This is a genomic window from Streptomyces sp. NPDC050704, assembly GCF_040654355.1.
Lineage (GTDB): Bacteria > Actinomycetota > Actinomycetes > Streptomycetales > Streptomycetaceae > Streptomyces.
Window position 1 is genome coordinate 20,032 of the sequence record NZ_JBFAHW010000077.1, and the last position, 21,975, is coordinate 42,006.

General features: G+C 70.8%; 18 protein-coding genes and 1 pseudogene. 11 read left to right on the forward strand and 8 right to left on the reverse strand.

What is annotated here, in order from left to right; genetic code table 11:
- Positions 1-44 precede the first annotated feature (44 nt).
- Together AB0I18_RS34790 and AB0I18_RS34795 are read right to left on the reverse strand one after the other, a co-directional pair.
- On the reverse strand, positions 45-1,583 hold the full coding sequence (locus tag AB0I18_RS34790) for an HEXXH motif-containing putative peptide modification protein (RefSeq protein WP_363109670.1): 1,539 nt from the start codon (positions 1,581-1,583) through the stop codon (positions 45-47).
- Positions 1,584-1,682: 99 nt separating this feature from the next.
- Positions 1,683-1,817 (reverse strand): hypothetical protein, encoded by a 135-nt coding sequence (locus tag AB0I18_RS34795; protein ID WP_363109671.1) that lies wholly within the window; start codon positions 1,815-1,817, stop codon positions 1,683-1,685.
- 221 nt (positions 1,818-2,038) lie between these two features.
- Between AB0I18_RS34795 and AB0I18_RS34800 the strand changes: the two genes are divergently transcribed.
- Positions 2,039-3,304 (forward strand): MFS transporter, encoded by a 1,266-nt coding sequence (locus AB0I18_RS34800; RefSeq protein WP_363109672.1) that lies wholly within the window; start codon positions 2,039-2,041, stop codon positions 3,302-3,304.
- A 226-nt stretch (positions 3,305-3,530) separates the two neighbouring features.
- On the opposite strand, the gene AB0I18_RS34805 is transcribed toward AB0I18_RS34800, so the two are convergent.
- The 3 genes and pseudogenes from AB0I18_RS34805 to AB0I18_RS34815 all read right to left on the reverse strand — a co-directional run.
- A complete protein-coding gene (locus tag AB0I18_RS34805; RefSeq protein ID WP_363109673.1) occupies positions 3,531-4,298 on the reverse strand; it encodes a glucose 1-dehydrogenase in 768 nt (255 codons plus the stop codon).
- A gap of 76 nt (positions 4,299-4,374) precedes the next feature.
- Complete coding sequence (locus AB0I18_RS34810; protein WP_363109674.1) at positions 4,375-4,926, reverse strand: cyclophilin-like fold protein; 552 nt, start codon at positions 4,924-4,926, stop codon at positions 4,375-4,377.
- A gap of 24 nt (positions 4,927-4,950) precedes the next feature.
- Positions 4,951-5,118 (reverse strand): annotated as a pseudogene (locus AB0I18_RS34815) (IMP dehydrogenase); the annotation flags it as partial.
- A gap of 172 nt (positions 5,119-5,290) precedes the next feature.
- Here AB0I18_RS34815 and AB0I18_RS34820 point away from each other — a divergent pair.
- A complete protein-coding gene (locus AB0I18_RS34820; protein WP_363109675.1) occupies positions 5,291-6,172 on the forward strand; it encodes a helix-turn-helix transcriptional regulator in 882 nt (293 codons plus the stop codon).
- Positions 6,173-6,281: 109 nt separating this feature from the next.
- Here AB0I18_RS34820 and AB0I18_RS34825 read toward each other — a convergent pair whose 3' ends face one another.
- Positions 6,282-6,929: a response regulator transcription factor gene (locus tag AB0I18_RS34825; protein ID WP_363109676.1), complete on the reverse strand. Its 648-nt coding sequence runs from the start codon at positions 6,927-6,929 to the stop codon at positions 6,282-6,284.
- Between the two features lie 24 nt (positions 6,930-6,953).
- Positions 6,954-8,177 carry a sensor histidine kinase gene (locus AB0I18_RS34830; protein ID WP_363109677.1) on the reverse strand — a complete coding sequence of 408 codons (1,224 nt, stop codon included), beginning with the start codon at positions 8,175-8,177 and terminating at the stop codon, positions 6,954-6,956.
- A gap of 180 nt (positions 8,178-8,357) precedes the next feature.
- Here AB0I18_RS34830 and lgt point away from each other — a divergent pair, with 180 nt between their 5' ends.
- The gene (gene lgt, locus AB0I18_RS34835; RefSeq protein ID WP_363109678.1) at positions 8,358-9,212 is read left to right on the forward strand and encodes a prolipoprotein diacylglyceryl transferase; all 855 of its coding nucleotides are present in this window, start codon (positions 8,358-8,360) and stop codon (positions 9,210-9,212) included.
- A gap of 43 nt (positions 9,213-9,255) precedes the next feature.
- On the opposite strand, the gene AB0I18_RS34840 is transcribed toward lgt, so the two are convergent.
- Positions 9,256-12,660 (reverse strand): GH92 family glycosyl hydrolase, encoded by a 3,405-nt coding sequence (locus tag AB0I18_RS34840; protein WP_363109679.1) that lies wholly within the window; start codon positions 12,658-12,660, stop codon positions 9,256-9,258.
- Between the two features lie 269 nt (positions 12,661-12,929).
- Between AB0I18_RS34840 and AB0I18_RS34845 the strand changes: the two genes are divergently transcribed.
- The 8 genes from AB0I18_RS34845 to AB0I18_RS34880 all read left to right on the forward strand — a co-directional run bounded on the left by AB0I18_RS34845 (position 12,930) and on the right by AB0I18_RS34880 (position 21,917).
- Positions 12,930-13,745 (forward strand): oxidoreductase, encoded by an 816-nt coding sequence (locus AB0I18_RS34845; protein ID WP_363109680.1) that lies wholly within the window; start codon positions 12,930-12,932, stop codon positions 13,743-13,745.
- A gap of 119 nt (positions 13,746-13,864) precedes the next feature.
- Positions 13,865-14,455, forward strand: a complete 591-nt coding sequence (locus tag AB0I18_RS34850) for a TetR/AcrR family transcriptional regulator (protein WP_363109694.1) — start codon at positions 13,865-13,867, stop codon at positions 14,453-14,455.
- Positions 14,456-14,660: 205 nt separating this feature from the next.
- On the forward strand, positions 14,661-15,905 hold the full coding sequence (locus AB0I18_RS34855) for an alpha/beta hydrolase (RefSeq protein WP_363109681.1): 1,245 nt from the start codon (positions 14,661-14,663) through the stop codon (positions 15,903-15,905).
- 181 nt (positions 15,906-16,086) lie between these two features.
- A complete protein-coding gene (locus AB0I18_RS34860) occupies positions 16,087-17,832 on the forward strand; it encodes a CocE/NonD family hydrolase (protein WP_363109682.1) in 1,746 nt (581 codons plus the stop codon).
- Positions 17,829-19,520: an AMP-binding protein gene (locus AB0I18_RS34865; RefSeq protein WP_363109683.1), complete on the forward strand. Its 1,692-nt coding sequence runs from the start codon at positions 17,829-17,831 to the stop codon at positions 19,518-19,520. Before AB0I18_RS34860 ends, AB0I18_RS34865 begins: the two co-directional genes overlap by 4 nt.
- Positions 19,517-20,329 (forward strand): enoyl-CoA hydratase/isomerase family protein, encoded by an 813-nt coding sequence (locus AB0I18_RS34870; RefSeq protein WP_363109684.1) that lies wholly within the window; start codon positions 19,517-19,519, stop codon positions 20,327-20,329. The genes AB0I18_RS34865 and AB0I18_RS34870 overlap by 4 nt, the downstream gene beginning before the upstream one ends.
- Entirely contained in the window at positions 20,326-21,096 is a 771-nt protein-coding gene (locus AB0I18_RS34875) for an SDR family NAD(P)-dependent oxidoreductase (RefSeq protein ID WP_363109685.1), read from the forward strand. The genes AB0I18_RS34870 and AB0I18_RS34875 overlap by 4 nt, the downstream gene beginning before the upstream one ends.
- A 197-nt stretch (positions 21,097-21,293) precedes the next feature.
- Complete coding sequence (locus tag AB0I18_RS34880) at positions 21,294-21,917, forward strand: TetR/AcrR family transcriptional regulator (RefSeq protein ID WP_363109686.1); 624 nt, start codon at positions 21,294-21,296, stop codon at positions 21,915-21,917.
- Positions 21,918-21,975: the final 58 nt, after the last annotated feature.

The window sequence follows — 21,975 nt, forward strand, 5'->3', positions numbered from 1 at the left end:
TGCCGGACGGTCGGTCGACCGCCGACGACCGGAGCGGGGGAGCCTCACCCGTCGTGGGTGACGAGGCCGACGGCCAGCAGTTGCCGGAGGCTCTCGCCCACCTGCCGGCCGACTTCCGCCGAGCCGGCCGGGAGACCGGCCGCACGGGCATAGGCCGTGGACACCGAGTCGAGGTCACGTCCGTCGCACAGGGAGTAGACGGTCCACGAGCGCGCGTTCAGCCAGTGCATCCGGGCCGACCGTGTGGTGCCGACGACGAGTTGCCCCAGGCCGGGCAGGGCGCATGCGTCCACCGGCGCGGCCTGCTGGAGGGCACCTCCCGCGGGAACCCCGGGCAGCTGCCCCGGTTCCGCGCGCCGGGCCGCCGCCGTGGCCCGGTCGGGGGGCCGCGGCGCGTTGTCGTCCACCATGCGGAGCACGGTGAGGAGCCAGCGGGTGAACCGGTGCCCGTTCTCGGTCAGCGCCTGCTCCGGCAGGGACAGCACGCACTGCGCGAGGTAGCGGGCCCGCTCCGCGCTGGTCCGGTACGCGCCGCTCCGGGCGGCGGCGGTGCCGGGAGTGGGCTCGTCGAGTTCCTCGGCCGACGGGGGCGGGCCGAACCTCTCCCGGACCGCCTCGCCCGCAGCGGCCGCGGCAGCCTGGAAGACCAGCAGATGCACGTAGAAGTGCAGGGCGACGAACGCGCGGATGACCGTCCACCTGCCGATCCGCCACGGAATCGGTACGCGCTCGGTGGGGTTCGCGACCAGGGAACCCGTCCGGAGCGCGTCGAAGAGCTTGAGGTGGGCGCCCTCGTGGAGCAGGCTCTCCGCGGCGAGCCACGGGGAAGCACAGCGTTCGGGCGCCAGCAGCACCGTGGAGGGCAGCGGGTCGCCGCCGGACATGGACTGGAGGGGCCCCTCCTCGCTCTCCCGGTGGGTGAACCCGACCATGGTGACGTGCCCGAGCACACCGGCCCCCGCCGACGGCAGCAGTGTCGCGAGGAGTTCCGCGCCCTCCCGCAGGGTGGCCCGGACCTCGTCCGTCGGGTCGATCGGTCCTGCCGCCCGGCTGTCGCCGAGCGCGCCCCGGTACAGCTCCATGAGGCGTCCGGCCAGCATCTCCTGCGAACTGCCGCGCGGCGCCGGTTCGGCCAGCACCCAGGCGTCGCCGAGCTTGGGCCAGGCACGTCGGTGCGGACGGGTGAGGGCCTCGCAGGGTCCCGCGGGTCCCGCGGAGGAGGGGGTGTCAGCCGCCGGACCGGCCGCGCGACCGCTCACGAAGGTGCCGAACGAACTGCGTCCGAGCCGGCCGGTCTCCAGTCGTACGAGGTCCACCTCGAAGCAGTTGCGCAGCACCGGGTCGTACAGCAGCGGGCGCAGGCGCTCGTCGGGCGCCGCGGCCGTCTCCCGCAGCACGTGCGCCCCTTCGCCGTCCTGCCGGGCCAGCATGGTCAGGCCCAGCCGGAACCGGGCGAGGTTGCGCTCGCCGATGGCGGCGGAGTCGCCGAACTGCCGGTCGGCGCAGAGCAGGGCGTCGGCCTGGGACACCACGTCGGTGGCGGGCACACCCGCCGAAGACAGAGCCGAAGACAAAGCGGACAACGACGGACCGTCCTTCGGGGTTGGACAGCGGAACTCGACGTGAGACGCCAACACCGGGCCCTCCTGCGGGCCCGGTGCCCGACCGGTCGCGCAGCCGCGTCAGACGGTCAGGGCCGCTTGGTAGGAAGGAAGCCAGGCGCGCTCCTCCGGCGCGTCGACAGCGACCTCCGATGCCTCGTCATCGAGGTACGCATCGGGAGTCAGGTCGGGGATCTCGATGTGGTCCACCAGCATGTGCGGTCCCTTCGGTCGTCAGTCCTCGGTCCTCGGTCGACGGAGCGGGCCCGGGCAGGCCGGGCCCGGCCCGGGTGCGTCATTCTCCGGCACCCTGTGTCCCGTACTGATGGGACAGCTGCCCCGAATGTTGTCCCGCGCCCCGGCGGACACACCGGTGGGCTTACGCTCCAGGCGTAACGGCGGCAGCGGATCGCGGGGCTTCCCGCACACTCCTCACCGTGACCTCCGACCCGGCTTCCGCCGCCGCCCGGGAACAGCGCGCCACCTATACGGAAGTGCTGTCCGACCGGCGTTTCCGGCTGCTGTTCGCCACCCGGACCCTGACGGTCACGGCCGACGCGCTGCGCGTCATGACCCTCTCGGTGCTCGTCTTCTCGACGACCGGCTCACCACTGCTGGGTGCTCTGACGTTCGGCATCGGCTTCCTGCCGCAGCTCGCCGGTTCGTTCTTCCTAGGCTCACTCGCCGACCGGGCACGCCCGCGCCGGCTCATCGTCGCGGGCCACGTCCTGCAGTGCGCGACGGCCGCAGTGCTGGGCTTGGCCCGCCTGCCGGTGGCGGCCCTGCTGCTCCTCATCGCCGCCGTGGCCGTCCTGACCCCTGTCTTCAGCGGCGTGAGCAACCGGCTCGTCGCCGAGACGCTCACCGGTGACGCCTACGTCCTGGGACGCTCGCTGTCCAACATCTCCGCGTCCGCGGCCCAACTGCTGGGCCTGGCCGCCGGGGGTGCCGCGGTCGCCGTCCTGGGCCCGCGGACCACGCTGCTGCTGAGCGCGGGCGCCTACCTGGTCGCCGGGGCCGCCATCCGCCTCCGGCTGCCCGACTTGCCCGCACCCGAACAGTCGGAACAGCAGGGACAGCGGGGACAGGCGGGACAGCGGGGAGGCTCCGGGTCGGTGCTGCGCCACAGCTGGTCCAGCAGCACCGAGCTGCTCGCCGACCGGCGGGTCCGGGTACTCCTGCTCGCCCAGTGGCTGCCGCCCATGTTCGTCGTCGGCGCCGAGAGCCTGATAGTCCCGTTCGCGAGTGGCCAGCGCATGCCCGACGGTTCGGCCGGACCGCTGCTCGCCTGCCTGCCGGTCGGAATGCTCACCGGCGACCTGGCCGTCGGCCGGTTCGTCCGTCCCGCCGTGCGGGAACGCCTGGTCGCCACGCTGGTGGTGGTCCTCGGCCTGCCGCTGCTCGGCTTCGCGCTGAACCCGCCCTGGGCCGTCTGCGCCGCGCTCCTCCTCGTCACGGGATTCGGATTCGCCTACGCGCTCGGACTCCAGCGGCCCTTCCTCGACGCGGTCCCGGAGGCGAGCCGCGGCCAGGCGTTCGGGCTGCTCTCCGCAGGGCTGATGTCCGTACAGGGGGTGGGACCGGTGCTGTTCGGAACCGTCGCCGAGTTCACCGACGCCGGCACGGCCATCGCACTGGCCGGCCTCGCGACGGTGTGTGTGGCCGGGGCTATGGCCTGGCAGCGCCCGGGAGGCGGCCGATAGGGGATAGGGCGGAGGGCGGGGCGTCGGCGCGGTGCGGCGCGGCACGGGCGCGGTGCCGGAAGTACGTCGGCGGCGTCGCAGGGGTGGTTCCCGGTGACCGCTGTGGCGTGGGCAGTTCGCGGGTGCGCGGGCCGTTGTACCGCTCGTCGGTGACCGGGCCGGACCAGGTGGTTTCCGTCCTGCCGTCGCCCGGCGTCGTGGCCCGTCCTTACCGGGCGACCCATCCCTACCGGGCGACGTAGCCGCCGTCGACGGGTAGGGCGACGCCTACGACGAATCCGGCTCCCGGGCTGCACAGCCACAGAACGGCCTGGGCGATCTCCTCGGCGGTGCCGAGCCGGTTGATGGGCTGGTTGGCCTCGGCCTCGGCACGGTCGAGCTCGCCCTTGACGATCATGTCGCTGACCATCGGGGTGTCGATGGCGCCGGGGCAGACGGCGTTGACGCGGATGCCGCGCGGTGCGTATTCGAGGGCGGCGCTGGTGGTCAGGCCGATCACGCCGTGTTTGGAGGCGTGGTAGGAGGCGCGGCCGGGCAGGCCGACCAGGCCGCCGAGCGAGGAGCAGTTGACGATGGCGCCGCTGCCCTGGTCGCGCATGTGCCGCAGCTCGTGCTTCATGCAGGCCCACACGCCGCGGAGGTTGACGGCGTTGACCCGGTCGAAGCGTTCGGCGGGCTCCTCGGCGGCGTCGCTGGGCGGGATCTGGATGCCGGCGTTGTTGTAGGCCATGTCGAGACGGCCGAAGGTCTCGACCGTGCGGTCGACCGCGGCGGCGACCTGGTCCTCGTCACTGACGTCACAGGTCAGGGCGAGAACTCGGTGGCCGGCGCCGGTGAGGTCCTTCGCGGCGGCGTCGAGGGCGGCCTCGTCGATGTCGGTGAGGGCGACGGCGGCCCCGGACTCGGCGAAGGCACGGGCGGTCGCCAGGCCCATGCCGGAGCCGGCCCCGGTGACGAGGGCGACCTGGCCGGTGAAGTCGTAGATGGGATTCACGTCGTGCTCTCCGATCGCGGGCTGTCTCGTGGTACGGGTCTGGTGGTCCGGGTCGGCCACCTGGCTGCCGGGGAGGTCAGGAGGCGTCCTCGATGGTGACGCTGACCTCGTCGTTGTCGGCGAGCGGCTCGGTGGCACTTTCGGGCAGGTGGCCCAGGATGATCAGGTCGTTGCCGGTACCGGGCGAACCGTCGCGGTAGTAGATGGCGAGGTTGCCCCAGGGTGCGTAGTAGGCGAGGTCGCCGGTACGGGGATGGACTCCGTTCGGGGCACCGGAGGTGGACAGCCGGCGAGGCAGGTCGGCGATCTTCTCGTTCTGATGGAAGTCCGTCAGCTTCAGGGTGAGGGGGAGCTGGGCGGCGAAATCCCGGGCGGCGGCGCTGTCGTTCAGGGTGGCGTCGACGTGATGGCCGTCGAGGGTGAGCCGGATGTTCATCGCGGTTGTCCTGCCGGTCGGTGTGGTGGGTGCGGGACCTGTCGTCGTCCGCTCCGGCGTGCTCGGTGACGAGGACGTCGGCCGGGACGAGGACGGGGAGGGCGGCGGATCTTCGGTGCAGGCGGTCACGGCAAGCAGCAGGGCAGCGGCTACGGCGCCACGGGCCGCCAGGGTGGGAAGTGCGGTCGGCATCACGGGGCGTCCAGGGATTCAGTCGGGCAGGGGCTCGGCCACCGGCTCCGCGACCCGATAGGGCCACAGGTCCGAGCCGCACACGCAGGTGGCGACCGTGCGGATGACGGCGTCGGTCGGCCGGCTGGTCTTCGGGTCGTCGAACTCCTCGAAGCGCACGTCGCCGGGGGCGTGAATGACTGCTCCGCGCATGATGGGGTGCTTCCTTCGGTGCGAGGGTCTGGACCGCGGCCGGAAATCCGGGACGGCTGCTCGGAATCGAGCCTCACACGCGAGGGCAGGCGCGAAAAGCGGAGGAATACATCCGGGGAGAGGAATATCCAGGGAGGAAATTCTCCCCCTTTCGCCGGGCGCGATCGATGCAATGCTGGGAAGCATGACCAGCAATGTCACCCTGAACGAACTGGGAGAATTCCTCAAGAAGCGCCGCTCCGAGCTGAGCCCGCGCACGGTCGGGCTGCCGGAGACGGGCGGGCCCCGCCGGGTGGCCGGGCTGCGCCGTGAGGAGGTCGCCCAGCTCGCCTCCATCAGCACGGACTACTACACGCGTCTTGAGCAGGGCCGTATGCAGGCGTCCGCGCCCGTGCTGGACGTCCTCGCCCGCGTCCTCCACCTGGACGACGACGAGCGGGGCTATCTGTTCCAGCTCGCGGGCAAGACCACCATCCGCACCCGGCGCCACGGCAGGCAGAAGGTACAGCCCCAGCTGCAACGGGTGCTGGACGACCTCACCGCCACTCCGGCCATCGTGCAGGGGCGGCGCGGTGACATTCTGGCGTGGAACGCGCTGGCGGCCGCCCTGGTCACCGACTTCTCCCGCATTCCGGAGAAGCACCGCAACTACCCGCGGCTCATCTTCACCGACCCGGCACTGCGCGGCCTGTACGCCGACTGGAAGCGCTCGGCGCAGATCGCCGTGGCGCAGCTGCGGATGGAGGCCGCGAAGTACCCCGAGGACCCCCGCCTGATCGAGCTGGTCGGTGAACTGTCCACACGGGACAAGCAGTTCGCCCGCTGGTGGGGCGACCACCGGGTGGCCGCCCGCACCGTGGGCACCAAGACCCTCAACCATCCCGTCGTCGGCGAACTCGTCCTGGACTGGGACACCCTCACCGCCAACACCGACCCCGACCAGCACCTGACCGTCTGGACCGCCGCCCCCGGTTCGCCCACCCACGAGCGGTTGCGCATCCTCGCCTCCTGGGCCGCCGAGCAGAACGTGTCGCCTTCTCCGTCCCTCCGCTGACCGGTGACGCGCCCACACCGAGGGTGCCCCCGCCGGGTCGTACCTCACCCCCGGCCGGCCCCCGAGCGTGACCTGCTGCCGTACCGCTGCGCGACACTCCGGCAGGCCTTCAGTCCATGCGGATGATTCCCCGGCCCAGTGCGGCGGTGACAGCGGCGGTCCGGTCGCCGACGCCGAGTTTGGCGTAGATGTGCAGCAGATGGGTCTTGACCGTGGCTTCGGACAGGCGCAGGGCGCGGGCGATCTGCTTGTTGCTCTGCCCCCGGGCCACGGCGGACAGGACTTCGAGTTCCCTGCCGGACAAGCCGGCCCCGCGGTCGCCGCGCAGATGGGCGAGGACCTTGGCGGCCACCCCGGGCGAGAGCGCGGAACCTCCCCGGGCGGCGGTGCGGACGGCCTCGCAGAGCTCGTGCCGGCCGGTGTCCTTGAGCAGGTAGCCGACCGCTCCCGCGTCGACGGCGGCGGTGATGTCGGCGTCCGTGTCGTAGGTCGTCAGGACGAGTACCCGCACCTCGGGGTGGGCGGCGCGGATGGCGGCGGTCGCGGCGATGCCGTCCATGCCGGGCATCTGCAGGTCCATCAGCACGACGTCGGGTGCGAGTGACGCGGTCCGGTGCAGTGCCTCGGTACCGGTGGCGGCTTCGCCGACGACTGTGAGGTCGGGCTGGGTGGCCAGCATGGCGGCGAGCCCCTCGCGGACCACGGGGTGGTCGTCGGCGAGGAGGACCCGGATGGTGGGACCGGTCGAAGTTCTCATAGGGAAGTTCTCACGTGGAAGTTCTCATGACGCCGGGGCCATCCGTTCGGCGCCCGACACGGCCGAGGGTTCGGAGAACGCGGGCTCGGCCAGCAGCGGCACGGTGACGGCGACGGTCGTACCCTCGCCCGGGGCGCTTTCCACCGCGAACGTGCCGTGCACGGCGGCGATGCGCTCCCGCATGGTGGTCAGGCCGACGCCCGCCTGCCGGGCCGCGTGTGCGAAACCGGTGCCGTCGTCCTGGACGTCGATCGCCAGGACGTCGCCGAGGTACGAGAGCGTGACCGAGACACTCGTCGCGCGGGCGTGCCGCCGGGCGTTGGTCAGTGCCTCCTGCACGACACGCAGCAACTCGCCCTCGGTGGCGGGCGGCAGGGCGACCGGTCGGCCGGTCACGACCGTGTAGGCCTCGGTGCCGGTCTCCTCCGCGAGCCGGGCGGTGAGTTCGCGGGCCGCGTCCGCCAGGTGCGTACGGTCCAGTGGCGCCGGACGGAGGGCGTGCACCAGGCGGCGGCTCTCCACGAGGTTGTCCCGGGCCGTGCGCATGGCCTGCTCGACGCGGCGGGCCGCGGGAGAGCCGGGTGGCAGGTCGTCGCGTGCGGCGTCCAGCAGCATGGCGATGGACGCGAAGCCCTGAGTCAGCGTGTCGTGGACCTCCCGGGCCAGGCGCTGGCGTTCGGCCAAGGTGCCCGCCTGGCGTTCCGCCGCCGCTCGTTCCGCCTGGGTGGCGGTGAGCTCGTCCAGGAGCCGCTGCCGCTTGTGACTCTCATGGTCGAGGGTGGCTACGTAGCAGGTGATGGTGACCGCCACTGCGGTGCCGAGCACGCATCCCGTGAGCGTCCGCACGTCGACGGAGCCGTCCGTGGTGACGCTCTGCCACGACCAGGCGGTGCCCAGCACCAGCACCCCGCCGGCCGACCACCAGGCCCGCCGCAGCCAGTACGGGCTCAGCACCGCCGCGGCGACCGGGAGGAACGCGGGGTCCACCACGGCCATGAACGCCCACCCGGCCAAGGCCCCGACAAGGTAGGGCAGTGGCGGGCGATCGGCACCGCCGCGCAGCACGATCCAGTACGCGTACCAAAGGGCGAGCCCCACCGCCGGGCCGATCCGCAGGAGTGCCGCACCGGTCGTCATGTTCGCCCAGGCCGGCGCACCCAGCACGGACAGAGCGAGCACGACGGTGAAGAAGGCGTGCTGCCCGACGGCCTTCCACCGCTCCCGCGCCCACGCCTGTCGCTGTGCCATGACCGAAGCGTAGATGCAGCCACGTAGCGGAAGGATCAGCCGGCCGGTGGAGGGCCGGCCCACCGATCGGTGGACGAAGGACGCGTCGATCGGTCGATGTGCGGGAGGGGCGCGGGCGGCGACGATCAGGCCCCGCGGCCGACGGCCAGCTGCTCCACCGTCCCTTGTGAGGAACCACCAGTGCCCCTGGCTTTCATTCCCAGCCCGTCCATCGGCGAGGTCCACCTGGGTCCGCTGCCATTGCGCGGCTATTCGCTGATGCTGATCCTCGGGATCGCCGCCGCCGTCTGGCTGGGCGGCCGTCGCTGGGCCGCACGCGGCGGAGACAGGACCGTCGTGGCGGACATCGCCCTGTGGGCGGTCCCGTTCGGTGTCGTCGGTGCCCGCATCTACCACGTGATCACGTCCGGCGAGCGGTACTTCGGCGAGGGCGGCGATCCGGTCAAGGCCCTTTTCGTCTGGGACGGCGGTATCGGTATCTGGGGCGCCATCGCCGGTGGGGCCGTCGGAGCCTGGATCGGCTGCCGCCGCAAGGACGTTGCCCTGTCCGCGTTCGCCGACGCCGTCGCTCCCGGCATCGCGCTGGGCCAGGCCATAGGCCGCTGGGGCAACTGGTTCAACCAGGAGCTCTACGGGCGGGCCAGCACCCTCCCCTGGGCCCTGGAGATCGACCCCGCACACCGGCCCGACGCCACCGCGGACCTGGCCACGTATCACCCCGCGTTCCTGTACGAGTCGTTGTGGTGTCTCGGCGTGGTCGCCCTGGTCGTGTGGGCGGACCGCCGTTTCCGTCTCGACCGGGGCCGGACGTTCGCGCTGTACGCCGCCGCCTACTGCGCAGGCCGCTTCTGGATCGAGTACCTGCGGGTGGACGAGGCCCACCACATCCTCGGCCTGCGCCTGAACGACTGGACCGCTCTGCTGGTCCTCGCGGCCGCTGTCGCTTACCTCGTGGCCGCGACACGGCGCACGCCGCGAGGCGACCGGTTCAGCCGTCGACCCCGCCTACCGGCGGGTTCGACGAACCACCGGTGAGGGGCGCGGGCGGCCACAGCCCACCCGCGCCCCCGTACGGGGATCAGGCAGTGGCCAGCCCGAACACGTGCATCCGTCCACCACTGGTGCTCGCGGGCAACGTCACACTCGCCAGCTGCTTCCCCGCGGCCAACGGGATCGGCGCGGTGGCGAAGGCGTACGTGTCCACGTCATCCGTACCGCCGGAGTAGAGCCGGTACGGACTTCGAAGCGCCACGGTGTTGCCGTAGGACGGCTTCTGCGCACCCCCGCCGAGCGTCCAGTCACTGAACCCGACGCTCGCCCTCTCGGTGCTCCCGTCGGTGTACGTCAGCGTGAGTGTCCCGGTGCCGGCACCGTTGCTCGCGCTGCCCAGAAGAGCGAGCTTCGTGGCCCCGGCCGAGCTTCCGGAGACGTCCAGGACCTGGTCACCGCCGCCGACGACGATGTTGTCCGGCTCCCCGGGGTTCACCTTCGGCCAGGTGAAGGAGAAGCCCCCGCCGGTCACCTCGGACCCGGGCGTGACCCCTTGGCCGGCCAGGGCCTTCGCCGAGTAGCTGACGCCGCCGCCGTCGAAGTCGCCGGTCGGGTCGCTGTCGTCGGCTGAGATCCCGTTGTTGTCGAGGTACCACCGCACGCTCCCGCGCTGCGCGACGGTGACGGCGAGGGACGCCTTCGCGACGGTCGCGCCCGAGGCGTCCTTCAGCGCCAGGGGCACCGCGAAGAAGCCGGAGGCGCCTTCCGCGGCCTTGACCGCGAACGTGGCGGTGCCGTCGTCGCCGCCCGCCGCCGGCACCGTGACCTCACCCTCCCCGGGAGTGACCGTCAGGCCCTCCGGCGGGGCGGCCGTCCAGTGCAGGGTGCTCTCCTCGTCGCGCAGCGACCGCACGGTGACGGTCACCTTCTCGGAGGTGTCACCGGGCCGCACGCGCACGCGTGCCGGGCCCACGCCGGCGAAGTACGGCTGCTCGCCCCGGCGGAAGGACGGCGGCGCGTCGGCCGCCGCGCTGCCCCAGGAGGTGTTGGCCTCGGTGCCCAGGGTGTAGTCCAGGGTGCCGCCGTCGGCGACGACGGACTCCGGCAGCCAGGCGCGGTCGCTCGCCCGGCCGTTCACCTTGAGGGACTGCACGTAGTACGTGTCCGCCGAGGCGCCCGGCGCGTTCACGGTGATGGTCTGTCCGCTGCCCCGGTGAATGGTGACCTTGGAGAACAGCGGGCTGGCCAGGACCAGTTCGGCCCGGCCGGGCACCTGCGGGTACATGCCGAGAGCGCCCCACACGTACCAGGCGGACATCGTGCCCAGGTCGTCGTTGCCGACCAGACCGTCGGGACCGGGCCCGTAGAGGGTGTTCAGGGCGCGTCGCACGACGTCCTGGGTGCGGTACGGGGCGCCCGCGTAGGAGTAGGCGTACGGGGCGTTCAGGGACGGCTCGTTGCCCAGGAAGGCGTACGGCTCGTGGGGGCCGGCGTTCAGCTTCGTGAAGTACGTGTCCAGCCGCTTCACCGCGGCCTGGTCACCGCCCAGCGCGCGGAACAGTCCCGCCAGGTCGTACGGCACCATCCACTGGTACTGGGCGCCGTTGCCCTCCATCCACCAGCCGGCGTCCGCCGGGTCGTACGGCGTCACGAAGGAGCCGTCCCGGTTGCGCGGCTGGAGGGAGTCGTTCGCCGTGTTGAACAGGTTCTGCCAGTACTGCGCGCGGGACATGAACTCGGCCTGTGTGGAGGTGTCCCCGAGCCGTCCGGCGAGCTCGGCGATGCCGAAGTCGGCGGTCGTGTACTCCAGGGTCGAGGAGGGGTCGCCGGGGATGTGACCGAGCTTCTGGTAGTCGTCGAGCCCGAACCGCTCCACATAACGCGCCTTGGGATTCTGGACGGTCGTCGCGCCCTTCACCATGGACGCGAGCGCGTTCTCGGCGTCGAACCCGGTGGCCCCGAAGGCGTACATGCTCGCCAGGATCGAGTGGTACGGGTCGCCCGTCATGACGCCGTTGAAGTCGTTGTTCACCGACCAGCGGTCCCACACGTCGCCCGACTGGTGGGCCTGGTTGTACATCGACTGCGCGATGTCACCGGCCTCCTCGGGCGCGAGCAGAGCCAGGAGCTGCACCTCGGAGCGGTAGATGTCCCAGCCGGAGAGGTTGGCGTACTGGGCATGCCCCTCGGCCGCCTCGTGGGTGCGTCCGTCGAAGCCGATGTACCGGCCGTCGACGTCACTGAAGACGTTCGGCTGGATCAGCGAGTGGTACAGCGCGGTGTAGAACGTGGTCCGCTGGGCATCGGTGCCGCCCTCGACGCGGATCTGGTTCAGCCGCTCGTTCCACGCCGCACGCGCGCGTGCCGCCACGTCGTCGAAGCCCGCGGAGCCCTGTTCGGCCTTCGTGTTGGCGGCGGCGCCGTCGACACTGACGTACGACAGACCGACCTTGACGCCGACCGAGCGGCCCTTGGCGGTGTCGAAGGTGACGTAGGCGCCGGAGCCGGGGCCGGAGACGCTGACGGACTTGTGCTCGACCTTCTCACCGGCCTCGGCGCCTGTGTCGTCGGCCGACGCGTCGGGCTTGACCGCCGGGTTCGCCGTGTCCGCTGTGTTGGCTGCGTTCGTCTTGTCCCCCGTATCCATGTCGACCTTCGCGCGCGAAGTGCCCCGCACGCTCTCGTCGCCCGGTGTGACGGCGTCGTTGTGCCAGGTGCCCACGGAGGCGAAGGGGCGGTCGAAGGTGGCCGAGAAGTACACGCGGTAGCGGTTGATGCCGCCGCAGAACTTGCCGCTCGCCACGTAACCGCTGATGGTGCGGCGGTCCTCGCTGAGGGTGGCCTGCGCGTCGTTCGCGCCGCCGATCGAGCCGGAGACGTTCACCAGAAGCGAGGCGGTCCTGTCGCCCTCCGGGTAGGTGAAGCGCCCGGCGCCCGACCGCTGTGTGGCTGCCAGTTCGACCTTCGTGCCGGAGGCGAGCTTGACGCCGTAGTAGCCCGGCGAGGCCTTCTCGTCGTCGTGGGAGAAGCCGTCCAGGTAGTGGTCGGGGTCGGTGGCGGGGGAGGTGGTGACCTCGCCCGAGTGCGGCATGAAGGGCAGGTCCTGGGCGCCGTAGCACCCGGCGCCGGACAGGTGGGTCATGCTGAAGCCGCGGATCTTGTCGTCGTCGTAGTAGTAGCCGCCCGGCTGGGAACGGTCGGTGTCCGGGCTCCACTGGACCATCCCGAACGGGGCGACGGCCCCCGGGAAGGTGTTGCCCGCGCCGCCGCCGGTGCCGAAGTCGGTGCCGCCCGGCTTCGTGCCGACGAAGGGGTTCACGTACCGGGCGAGGTCGGTGGCGGTGGTGTCGGTCGTGGGGTCCGCCTGGGCCGGGACCGATGCGCCGAGAGCGATGAGCGCGGCCCCGAGAGCCACAGCGATGCGGGAGCGTCGGACGAGAGGGCGTTTCACGCCCGGACGTGGGCGTACGAACGTGGTGCGTGGGGGGTGCATGACCGGCAGTTAAGCCGCTCGGCGATCACACAGGCACGATTGAGATGTCAAGTTTCACGTGATGCTTACCGTTCAGCCGGGATTGAGTAGAGACCCACCGCTGTGTGGAGGAGATCTGGCGGCGTGTCTCCGGCTGGATGATGCCGGCCTTCGAGATCGACAAGCGAGTGACCACTTGCCATCGACCGACGACCGCCGTATGGTCGTACGAACGTAAGACATACGGCCGTAAGGCATACGGGCGTATTCCAAAATCAAGGGAGCTCGTGATGGCGACAACTCGGCAGGTAGCGCTCGTGACAGGTGCCTCATCGGGAGTCGGCAAGGAGACGGCCCGCGCCTTCGTCGCGGCGGGCTTCGAGGTGATCGGAACCGCTCGCAACACCGCGCGCGTCACCGCGACCGCCGGGGTGACCTACCTCGACCTCGACGTGACCAGCGACGAATCGGTCGCCTCCGTGGTCAAGCAGGTGATCGACCGGTTCGGGCGCATCGACGTCCTGGTCAACAACGCCGGCGTCGGCGCCAACGGCGCCGGCGAGGAGTTCTCCGTCGCCCGGACGCAGGAGGTCTTCGACGTCAACGTCTACGGCATCATGCGGATGACCAAGGCGGTTCTGCCGCACATGCGCGCGCAGCGGAGCGGACGCGTCATCAACGTCTCCTCCCTCAGCGGGTTCGTCCCCAGCCCGTTCATGGCCATCTACACCTCGTCCAAGCACGCGGTCGAGGGCTACTCCGGGTCGCTGGACCACGAGGTCCGCGAGCACGGCGTGCGGATCCTGCTCGTCGAGCCCGGCCCGATCAACACCCCGTTCGGGGACCACAGCGTGCAGGGCGACACCCCCATGCCGCTGTACGCGTCGGGACGGCGCAACTTCGACGAGGTGCTGGCGAAGAACCTCAGCGGCGGCGACGATCCCGCCACCGTGGCCAAGGTGATCGTCGCGGCGGCCACCGACAAGAACCCGAAACTGCGGCGCACCGCCGGGACGACGGCCGCCGGCATCAGCGTCTTCCACCGCGTCCTACCGGCCCGGATCTTCGACCGCATCGTCCGCCGATTCAACCGGATGCCGAACTGACGCCCACCTCACTGACGCCCACCTCGCGCATACCCGAACCCGTCCGAAAACGACGGCTCGTCTTCGACACCTGACCAGCGGCAGCCGGGGTGCACGCCCCGGCCGCGACGGAGGAACACATCGTGCGGTACACGAAGGAACACAAGCAGGAGACAAGGCAGCGGATCATCGCGACGGCCGGCCGCCGGCTCAAGCGCAACGGCATCGACGGCTCCGGAGTCGCCACCCTGATGAAGGACGCCGGCCTGACCAACGGCACCTTCTACGCCTACTTCCCCTCCAAGGACGACCTCGTCACCACCGCGGTCGCCGACCAGATGCGCGCCCAGCACGCCAACATCGTCGCGCAGGCGGCACCCGGCCGCGCCGGCCTCGAACAGATCGTGCGCTGGTACTTCTCCCCCGAACAGCGCGACAACATCGACGACGGCTGCCCCAACGCCGCCCTGCTCGACGAGATCGGACGCTCCACAGACGCCACCCGGCAGGCCTACACCGACGGCGCACTGGTCCTCATCGACGGCTTCGCCGCCCGCCTGGCACCCCACGACCCACCCTCGGCGCGTCTGAAGGCACTCGGCCTCCTCGGCATGCTGGCCGGGACCCTGCAACTCTCCCGCGCCCTGACCGACCGCCAACTCGCCGACCAACTCCTCGAACAGGGCATCCGCAACGCCCTCGCACTCATGGACGCCGACCAGGACCACTGAGACGCCATCCGCACACCGGTCCTGGTCCCGCAGGCGACGGCCGGGACGGCTGACCACGACGACGGCTTCAGCTACGCGTACGCACCGCCGCGCGACCGAGCTCGCTGCGGTGGGGCGGAGACCGGCCGGCGAACGGGTTGTGGCTGTGTCGCCCGGAGGTTCGGGGCCGGCCTCGCGGTCGGAAGGCGACGCCAGAGTTCGGCGCGTGACGCGGCAGCTCACCGAACTCGTCGCCGAGCACACCGTCGCCGAACGCGACACGGCTCCGCTTCTGATGGCGGATGTGGTTTCTGCCGCGCCGCGGACGTCCGTCGAGATGCGGGCAGCGGGTGATACCGACGTCTCACTGCCCGATCCGGTCCGCGAGAGCCTCACGCAGTTGCGCGCCGGCCTTCCCGTCGTCGGCGTCGCACCGGCTTCACCACCGTCCCCCCACTCGACACTCTCGACACCGACCGACCGCCCGCCGGGTGGCCAGACGATTCCACACACCCTCGATGACTCGATGAGGGGAAAGAACGAGGACCCGATGAGTACCTTCCACCCCGATCTCAGACGAGGTCGCTTCATCCCCAACGTGTCCTACGGACGTCTGTCGTCGCGCCTCGTGCGGAGCGTCAAGTGGCGCTCCACCGATCCAGGGCCGGACGTCACGGTCCAGGAGATCGTCGTGCCAGGACCGAAGGACGCACCCTCCGTCTCGCTTCGCGTCTTCCAGCCGACCGGCCTGAAGACAGCGGCTCCGATGCTGTTCTGGGTGCACGGAGGCGGGCTCATCTTCGGCGCTCCCGAGCAGGACGACCGTACGAACATCGCCTTCGCCCGCGAACTCGGCATCACCGTCGCCGCGGTCCGTTATCGACTGGGCCCTGACCATCCCGCGCCCGCCGCGGTCGAGGACGCCTACGCGGGGCTGCGTGGCCTGGTCGAGCGTGCGGGGGACCTGCACATCGACATCGACCGCATCGCGATCGGCGGTGCCAGCGCAGGCGGCGGAATCGCCGCGGCCCTCGCGCTGCTCGCCCATGACCGGGCCGAGATCCGGCCCGTGTTCCAACTGCTCCTCTACCCCATGCTGGACGACCGCACGACGACGAGAACCGACCTGGACACCCTCAAGGTCCGCGTCTGGACGCCCAAGAGCAACCGGTACGGCTGGTCGTCCTACCTCGGCGACGCCGTCGCGGGCCCGGACGTCTCCCCGTACGCGGCCGCTGCCCGCCGCGAGGATCTCACCGGTCTCCCGCCGGCCTGGATCGGCGTCGGCACCCTCGACCTCTTCCACGACGAAGACGTCGAGTACGCGCGTCGGCTCGGTGACAGCGGCGTCCCCTGCGAACTCGACGTCATCCCCGGCGCCTTCCACGGCTTCGACCTGGTACTTCCCAAGGCCGAAATCTCGCGGGAGTTCTGGCGCAGGCAGGCACGGGCGCTGAACGGCGCACTGTGAGACCGACCGAAAGCGAAGACTGCGACGGACTCCCGCAGGGCGAGTGGCCACGTCGAGATCGAGGCACGTCACCTATCACGGTGTGAGAACAGCTCCTCTCTCGGTAATTGACAGGGTACTTCTGTTCTCCATAACGTACCCAACATCCGAGTCGCCGTCGCCAGCTCAATGAGGAGCGCCGATGCAGCACGTATACGACATAGATGTTCAGGTCCCGACGCGTGACGGCGTGGACCTGGCCGCCAACGTGTGGCATCCGGCCGAGGGGGAGGCTCCGACGCTGCTCGTGCGCCTGCCGTACGGCAAGGACGTGATGGGCTTCGGCCAGTCGGCCATCCCCGACCTCCTGGCTCTGGTGGAGGCCGGATACGCGGTGGTGGTGCAGGACTGCCGGGGCACCCACCGCTCGGAGGGCGAGTTCGTTCCCCATATGGCCGACCGGGCCGACGGCGAGGACACCGTCGCCTGGATCGCCGACCAGCCGTGGTCGGACGGCACGGTGGGCATGTACGGGCCGTCGTACCTGGGGATGGTTCAGTGGGAAACCGCCGCGACCGGTGCCCCCGCCCTCAAAGCGATCGCGCCGGCCCTGACATCGATCGACAACTACGAGGCGCCCTGGTACTCCGCGGGCGGTGCGCTGTCACTGAGCGTGGTCACGTGGTGGAACGCCCTGATGTACGCGGCTGACGCGCAGCGTTCCCTGGCGGCCGGCGAGGGCACTGTGTCCCAGCTGCAGCAGCTCGGTGAGGCGGCGCTGTTCCCCGAGCCTCTCAACGAGGTGCTGCCGACGGCCGGGGTTCCGGTCCTGGCGGCGTACGGGAAATGGTGGGACGACTGGATGGCCCACCCCTCCCACGACGGGTACTGGGACGCCATGGAGCTCACGCCCGAGCTCAAGAACGTGACCATCCCGGCGCTCAACATCGGCGGCTGGTACGACCTCTACATCGGGCAGACCGTGCGTACCTTCACCACTGCCCGCAGGCAGGCGGGCAGTGCGCAGGCGCGCGAGGGGCAGCGGCTGGTCATCGGTCCGTGGGATCACGTCTCCACGAGTGGCGTCTATCCCGACCGCTCCTTCGGTCCGCCGGCCAGTGCCCAGATGGTGGGTCTGACCGGCCTGCATGTGCGGTTCTTCGACCGCTGGCTGCGGGGCGACACCAGTGCTCTGGACGACGTGGCGCCCGTGAAGATCTTCGTGATGGGCATCGACCAGTGGCGCGACGAGCAGGATTGGCCGCTGCCCGACACCAGGTGGACCGACTTCCACCTCACCAGCGCCGGTCACGCCAACACAGCGGGCGGCGACGGCGTGTTGACGACCGAGCCGCCGACCGGCGCCGGGCACGACACCTATCTCTACGACCCGCGCCGCCCGGTCCCCACGGTCGGCGGGGCGTGCCTGCCGATGACGCCGGGGTTCGGCGGTCCGGTCGACCAGCGGACCGTCGCCGGCCGCGAGGACGTCCTGTGCTTCGCCGGTCCCGTACTGGAGAAGCCCGTCGAGGTCACCGGTCCGGTCAGCCTGACCCTGTTCGTCTCCTCCTCGGCGGTGGACACCGACTTCACCGCCAAGCTCGTCGACGTCTTCCCCGACGGCAGGGCGATCAACCTGTGCGACGGGATCCTGCGCGCCCGCTATCGAGGCGGCCTCGCCACGGAAGAACTGATGGAGCCCGGCACGGTCTACGAGATCACCGTGGACATGACCGCCACCTCGAACGTGTTCCTTCCCGGTCACCGCATCCGCGTGGACGTCGCCAGCAGCAACTTCCCGCGCTACGACCGCAACACCAACACCGGCGGTGTCATCGCCCGTGAGAGCGAGGAGCAGATGATCCCCGCGGTCAACCACATCCACCACGGGCCGAGCCACCCCAGCTGTCTGGTCCTGCCGGTCATCGACCGGAAGGACGAGCGATGAGCGCCGCCGACCGGACCGCCGTCCGGGCCGATGGCCGAGCCGCTGACCGGGCCGCCGACCGGGTCGCCGAACTGACCGCGACATTCGCGGCTCCTTCCGTCGACGTGGCCGGGCTGCTGTGCGACCGGCATCCCGACGACCGCGTCGCGTTCACCGTCGTCGACGGCACCGGCGAGCCTGCCACGCTGTCCTACGGAGAGCTCGCCGCCGACTCCCACCGCTGTGCGCGGGCGCTGCAAGGACTCGGTGTCGGTCCGGGGGACAGGGTGGCGACCCTGATGGGCAAGAGCACCGACCTGGTCACCGTCATCCTCGCGATCTGGCGGCTCGGTGCGGTCTACGTACCACTGTTCACCGCGTTCGCACCCCAGGCCATCGCCCTGCGCCTGGAAGGTTCAGGCGCGCACGTGGTGGTCGTCGACCCGGACCAGCGCCACAAACTCGACCAGGGCCCCGACATGCCGGACGACCCGCGGCGCCGCCTCGTCGTCACCGGAAGCGGCGCGCGGCACGGTGACGTGTCGCTGGCCGACCTGGTCGCGGCCGCGTCGCCGCAGCCGGTGCCCGCCGTCACCACGAGCGGGGACGGACCGCTGGTGCACATGTTCACCTCCGGCACCACCGGCAAGCCCAAGGGCGTCATCCACCCCGTCTCCTACATCGCCGGATGGCAGGTCTACCTGGAGTACGGCCTCGGCGTCACCCGGGACAGCGGCTACTGGTGCGCCGCCGACCCCGGCTGGGCCTACGGGCTGTACGCCGCCATCGTCGCGCCGATGACCGCCGGTATTCCCAGCCTGCTGCTGGGCGGCGGGTTCTCCGCCGAGACGACCTGGCGCACCCTCGTCGACCACGAGGTCACCGACTTCACCGCCGCCCCGACCGTGTACCGGGGACTGCGCTCCTCGTCGGTGTCGGTGCCGCAGGGGCTGTGCCTGGAACGGGCGTCCAGCGCGGGGGAGCCACTGACTCCCGAGGTCAACGAGTGGGCCGACTCGGCGCTCGGCCTGGCCGTGCACGATCACTTCGGCCAGACCGAGGTCGGCATGCCGTTGGCCAACCACCACCATCCCGAACTCGCCCGCCCCCTCAAGACCGGATCGATGGGCCGGCCACTGCCCGGCTGGCGCCTCACCGTCCTGGCCGACGAGAAGGACGAGCCCGTCGAACCAGGTGTGCTCGGCCGGGTCGCGATCGACGTCGCCGCCAGCCCGCTGATGACCTTCCGCGGCTACCAGATCCCCGGGCAGAGCGACGCCAAGTTCACCGCCGACGGCCGCTGGTACCTCACGGGCGACGCCGGGCGCATCGACGCCGACGGGGACTTCTTCTTCTCCTCCCGCGACGACGACGTCATCATCATGGCCGGCTACCGGATCGGGCCGTTCGAGATCGAGAGCGTCCTCGCCCAGCACTCCGCGGTCGCCGAATGCAGTGTCATCGGCGCACCCGACGACGTCCGCGGCGAGGTCATCGAGGCGTACGTCGTCCTGCGCGACGGCGGCGACGCCTCGCCGGAACTGGCCGCCGAACTCCAGCTGCTGGTCAAGACCCGCTACGCCGCCCACGCCTACCCGCGCACGATCCACTTCATCGACGCCCTGCCCAAGACCCCCAGCGGCAAGACCCAGCGCTACCTGCTGCGCAGCCGCCGACGAACCGAACTCGCCGCCCCGGAGCAACGTTGACCGACACCGAACCTCTGCTCGTCGAGGAACCTCTGCTCGTAGAGCAACGCGGCACCGTCCGGTGGCTGCTGCTCAACCGCCCCGAGCGGCGCAACGCCCTGGACATCTCCCTCGTAGAAGCCCTGGACAAGGAGATCACCAGCGCCGAGGCCGACCCCGGCACCGCGGTCATCGCCGTGGCAGGCCGGGGACCGAGCTTCTGCGCCGGCGGGGACTTCCACCAGTTCCTTCAGCTGCACGAGCAGGGCGACAACCCGGTCGGCTTCCTGACCGACGTATCGGCCTGCTTCAGCCGCATCGCGGCCAGCCCGAAACCCTGGGTCGCCGTGCTGCACGGACACGCCGTCGCCGGGGGCCTCGAACTCGCGCTGGCCTGCGATGTCGTCGTCGCCGCCGACACCACCCTCATCGGCGACGGCCACGTCAAGCAGCGGCTCGTACCGGCCGGCGGGTCAAGCGTCCGGCTGCCCGGCGCGGTCGGACGCGGACTGTCGCGCTGGCTCCTGCTCACCGGCGAACTGCTGCCCGCGACCGCCTTCGCCGACACCGGCTGGATCCGGGCGATCGTGCCCGAGGCCGACCTCGACGCCACCGCCACCCGCATCTGCCGTCAACTGGCCGACCGCAACAGCCCCGCCCAGCAACGGCTCAAGACGCTGCTGCACCGGATCGACGGCGTCGCCCCCGAGCAGGCCCTGCGCGAGGAACTGGCCACCTTCGCCGACAACTGGTCGGCGAGCTCGGTGGCCGATGCCCTGCGGGCCTTTCTCGCACCCCCCACCACCGCCACGAAAGCAGACAACGAGTGAATCGCTACCACGGACGCGTCGTCGCCATCACCGGCGCCGCACAGGGCCTCGGCCTCGCGATGGCGACCCGGTTCGCCGCCGAGGGCGCCACGGTCGTGCTGGCCGACGTCAACGAAGAGGCCCTCGCAGACGCCGCCGGGACCATTACCGATACCGATACCGACGCCCGTGACGCGAAACTTCGTACCGACGTGGTGGACGTGACCGACTCCGCCCAGGTCGATGCCTGGATCACCGATGTCACCGCCGCTCTCGGCCGCCTCGACGTACTGGTCAACAACGCCGGCGTCATCCGCGACAACCGGGTGGAGGACATCACCGACGACGACTGGCACGCGGTCATCGACGTCAGCCTCACCGGCGGCTTCCACTGCGCCCGCGCCGCGTTCGGCCCCATGAAACGCCAGGGCTACGGACGCATCATCAGCTTCTCCTCCATGTCATGGCGCGGGAACTTCGGCCAGACCAACTACGTGGCGGCCAAGGCCGGCATCGTCGGCATGACCCGCACCCTCGCGCTGGAGGGCGCCCGCCACGGCATCACCGCCAACGCCATCGCCCCCGGTCTCATCGACACACCCATGCTGGCCTCCATGAACGGCCCCGCACGCGACAAGCTCACGAACAAGGTCCCGATGCGCCACACCGGCAGGCCCGAGGACATCGCCGAAGCCGCGGCCTTTCTCGCCAGTGAAGCCGCCGGCTACATCACCGGCATCGTCCTGGACGTGGACGGCGGCATCTCCATCGGATCCTCGATCCGGTAACCGGTAATCACGAACCGGGCGGACGAGCAGGTGACCCTTGTTCGGCTGTTCGGCTGTTCGGCTGTTCGGCGTCACTCACGGGGCACTCCGGGCGGGTACGTCAGGCGGTACGTTGGTACCCATTTGCAGGGGTCGGCCTTCCGGCCCGGACGACCACCCGCCGCTTCCGGCGGAGGAGCTCATGGGGGACTGCTGCGGTGACGGCCCAAACTGACTCGCGTGACCGACGCCCGCGCCGATCGGCGCGCAGGCGGGTCGTCGACACACACCGGCGGGACGAACTGCTGCGCCAGGCCGAGGTGATCATCCTGACCGAGGGCTTCACCGCGGTGACCATGGATGAGCTCGCCCAGCGACTGGGGTGCTCCAAGGCGACGCTGTACAGCCTCGCCTCCACGAAGGAACAGCTGGTCCTGGCGGTCACCCGTGCTTTCTTCCGGGATGCGACAGCCGAGATCGAACAGGCTGTCCAGGCCGAGCCCGACCCCAGGCAGCGGATCCGGGTCTACCTCACCGGCGTCGGCACGGCCATGCGCCGGCATTCCCACGCCTTCTACGACGACATGGTCGGTTACGAACCGACGGCGCAGATCTACCGTACGAACTCCGCCGCGGCGGCGCGCCGAGTCCACGAACTGATCGAGGACGGCGTGCAGGCCGGCGTTTTCCGCGCGCTCAACGGGCAGTTCGCCGCCCAGGTCGTGGCGGTCACCATCGACGCGGTTCAGTCGGGGGCCCTCCTGGAGAGGACCGGCCTGACCGCCGGCGACGCGTTCTCCGAGCTCGGTGACCTCCTGCTGGACGGGCTCAGTTCGGAGTAGGGCTCCACCAGGCAGAGACCGCCGATCCATGGATAAACCTTCCTCTCCCGCCCCTGCG

Excerpts from the sequence above, each read along its gene's own strand:
- AB0I18_RS34810 (WP_363109674.1), bottom strand. The coding sequence starts at position 4,926 with ATGCCGACCGCACTTCCCACCCTGGCGGCCCGTGGCGCCGTAGCCGCT.
- AB0I18_RS34860 (WP_363109682.1), top strand. The coding sequence starts at position 16,087 with ATGCAGCACGTATACGACATAGATGTTCAGGTCCCGACGCGTGACGGC.
- AB0I18_RS34825 (WP_363109676.1), bottom strand. The coding sequence starts at position 6,929 with ATGAGAACTTCGACCGGTCCCACCATCCGGGTCCTCCTCGCCGACGAC.
- AB0I18_RS34830 (WP_363109677.1), bottom strand. The coding sequence starts at position 8,177 with ATGGCACAGCGACAGGCGTGGGCGCGGGAGCGGTGGAAGGCCGTCGGG.
- AB0I18_RS34840 (WP_363109679.1), bottom strand. The coding sequence starts at position 12,660 with ATGCACCCCCCACGCACCACGTTCGTACGCCCACGTCCGGGCGTGAAA.
- AB0I18_RS34795 (WP_363109671.1), bottom strand. The coding sequence starts at position 1,817 with ATGCTGGTGGACCACATCGAGATCCCCGACCTGACTCCCGATGCGTAC.
- AB0I18_RS34820 (WP_363109675.1), top strand. The coding sequence starts at position 5,291 with ATGCTGGGAAGCATGACCAGCAATGTCACCCTGAACGAACTGGGAGAA.
- AB0I18_RS34865 (WP_363109683.1), top strand. The coding sequence starts at position 17,829 with ATGAGCGCCGCCGACCGGACCGCCGTCCGGGCCGATGGCCGAGCCGCT.
- AB0I18_RS34845 (WP_363109680.1), top strand. The coding sequence starts at position 12,930 with ATGGCGACAACTCGGCAGGTAGCGCTCGTGACAGGTGCCTCATCGGGA.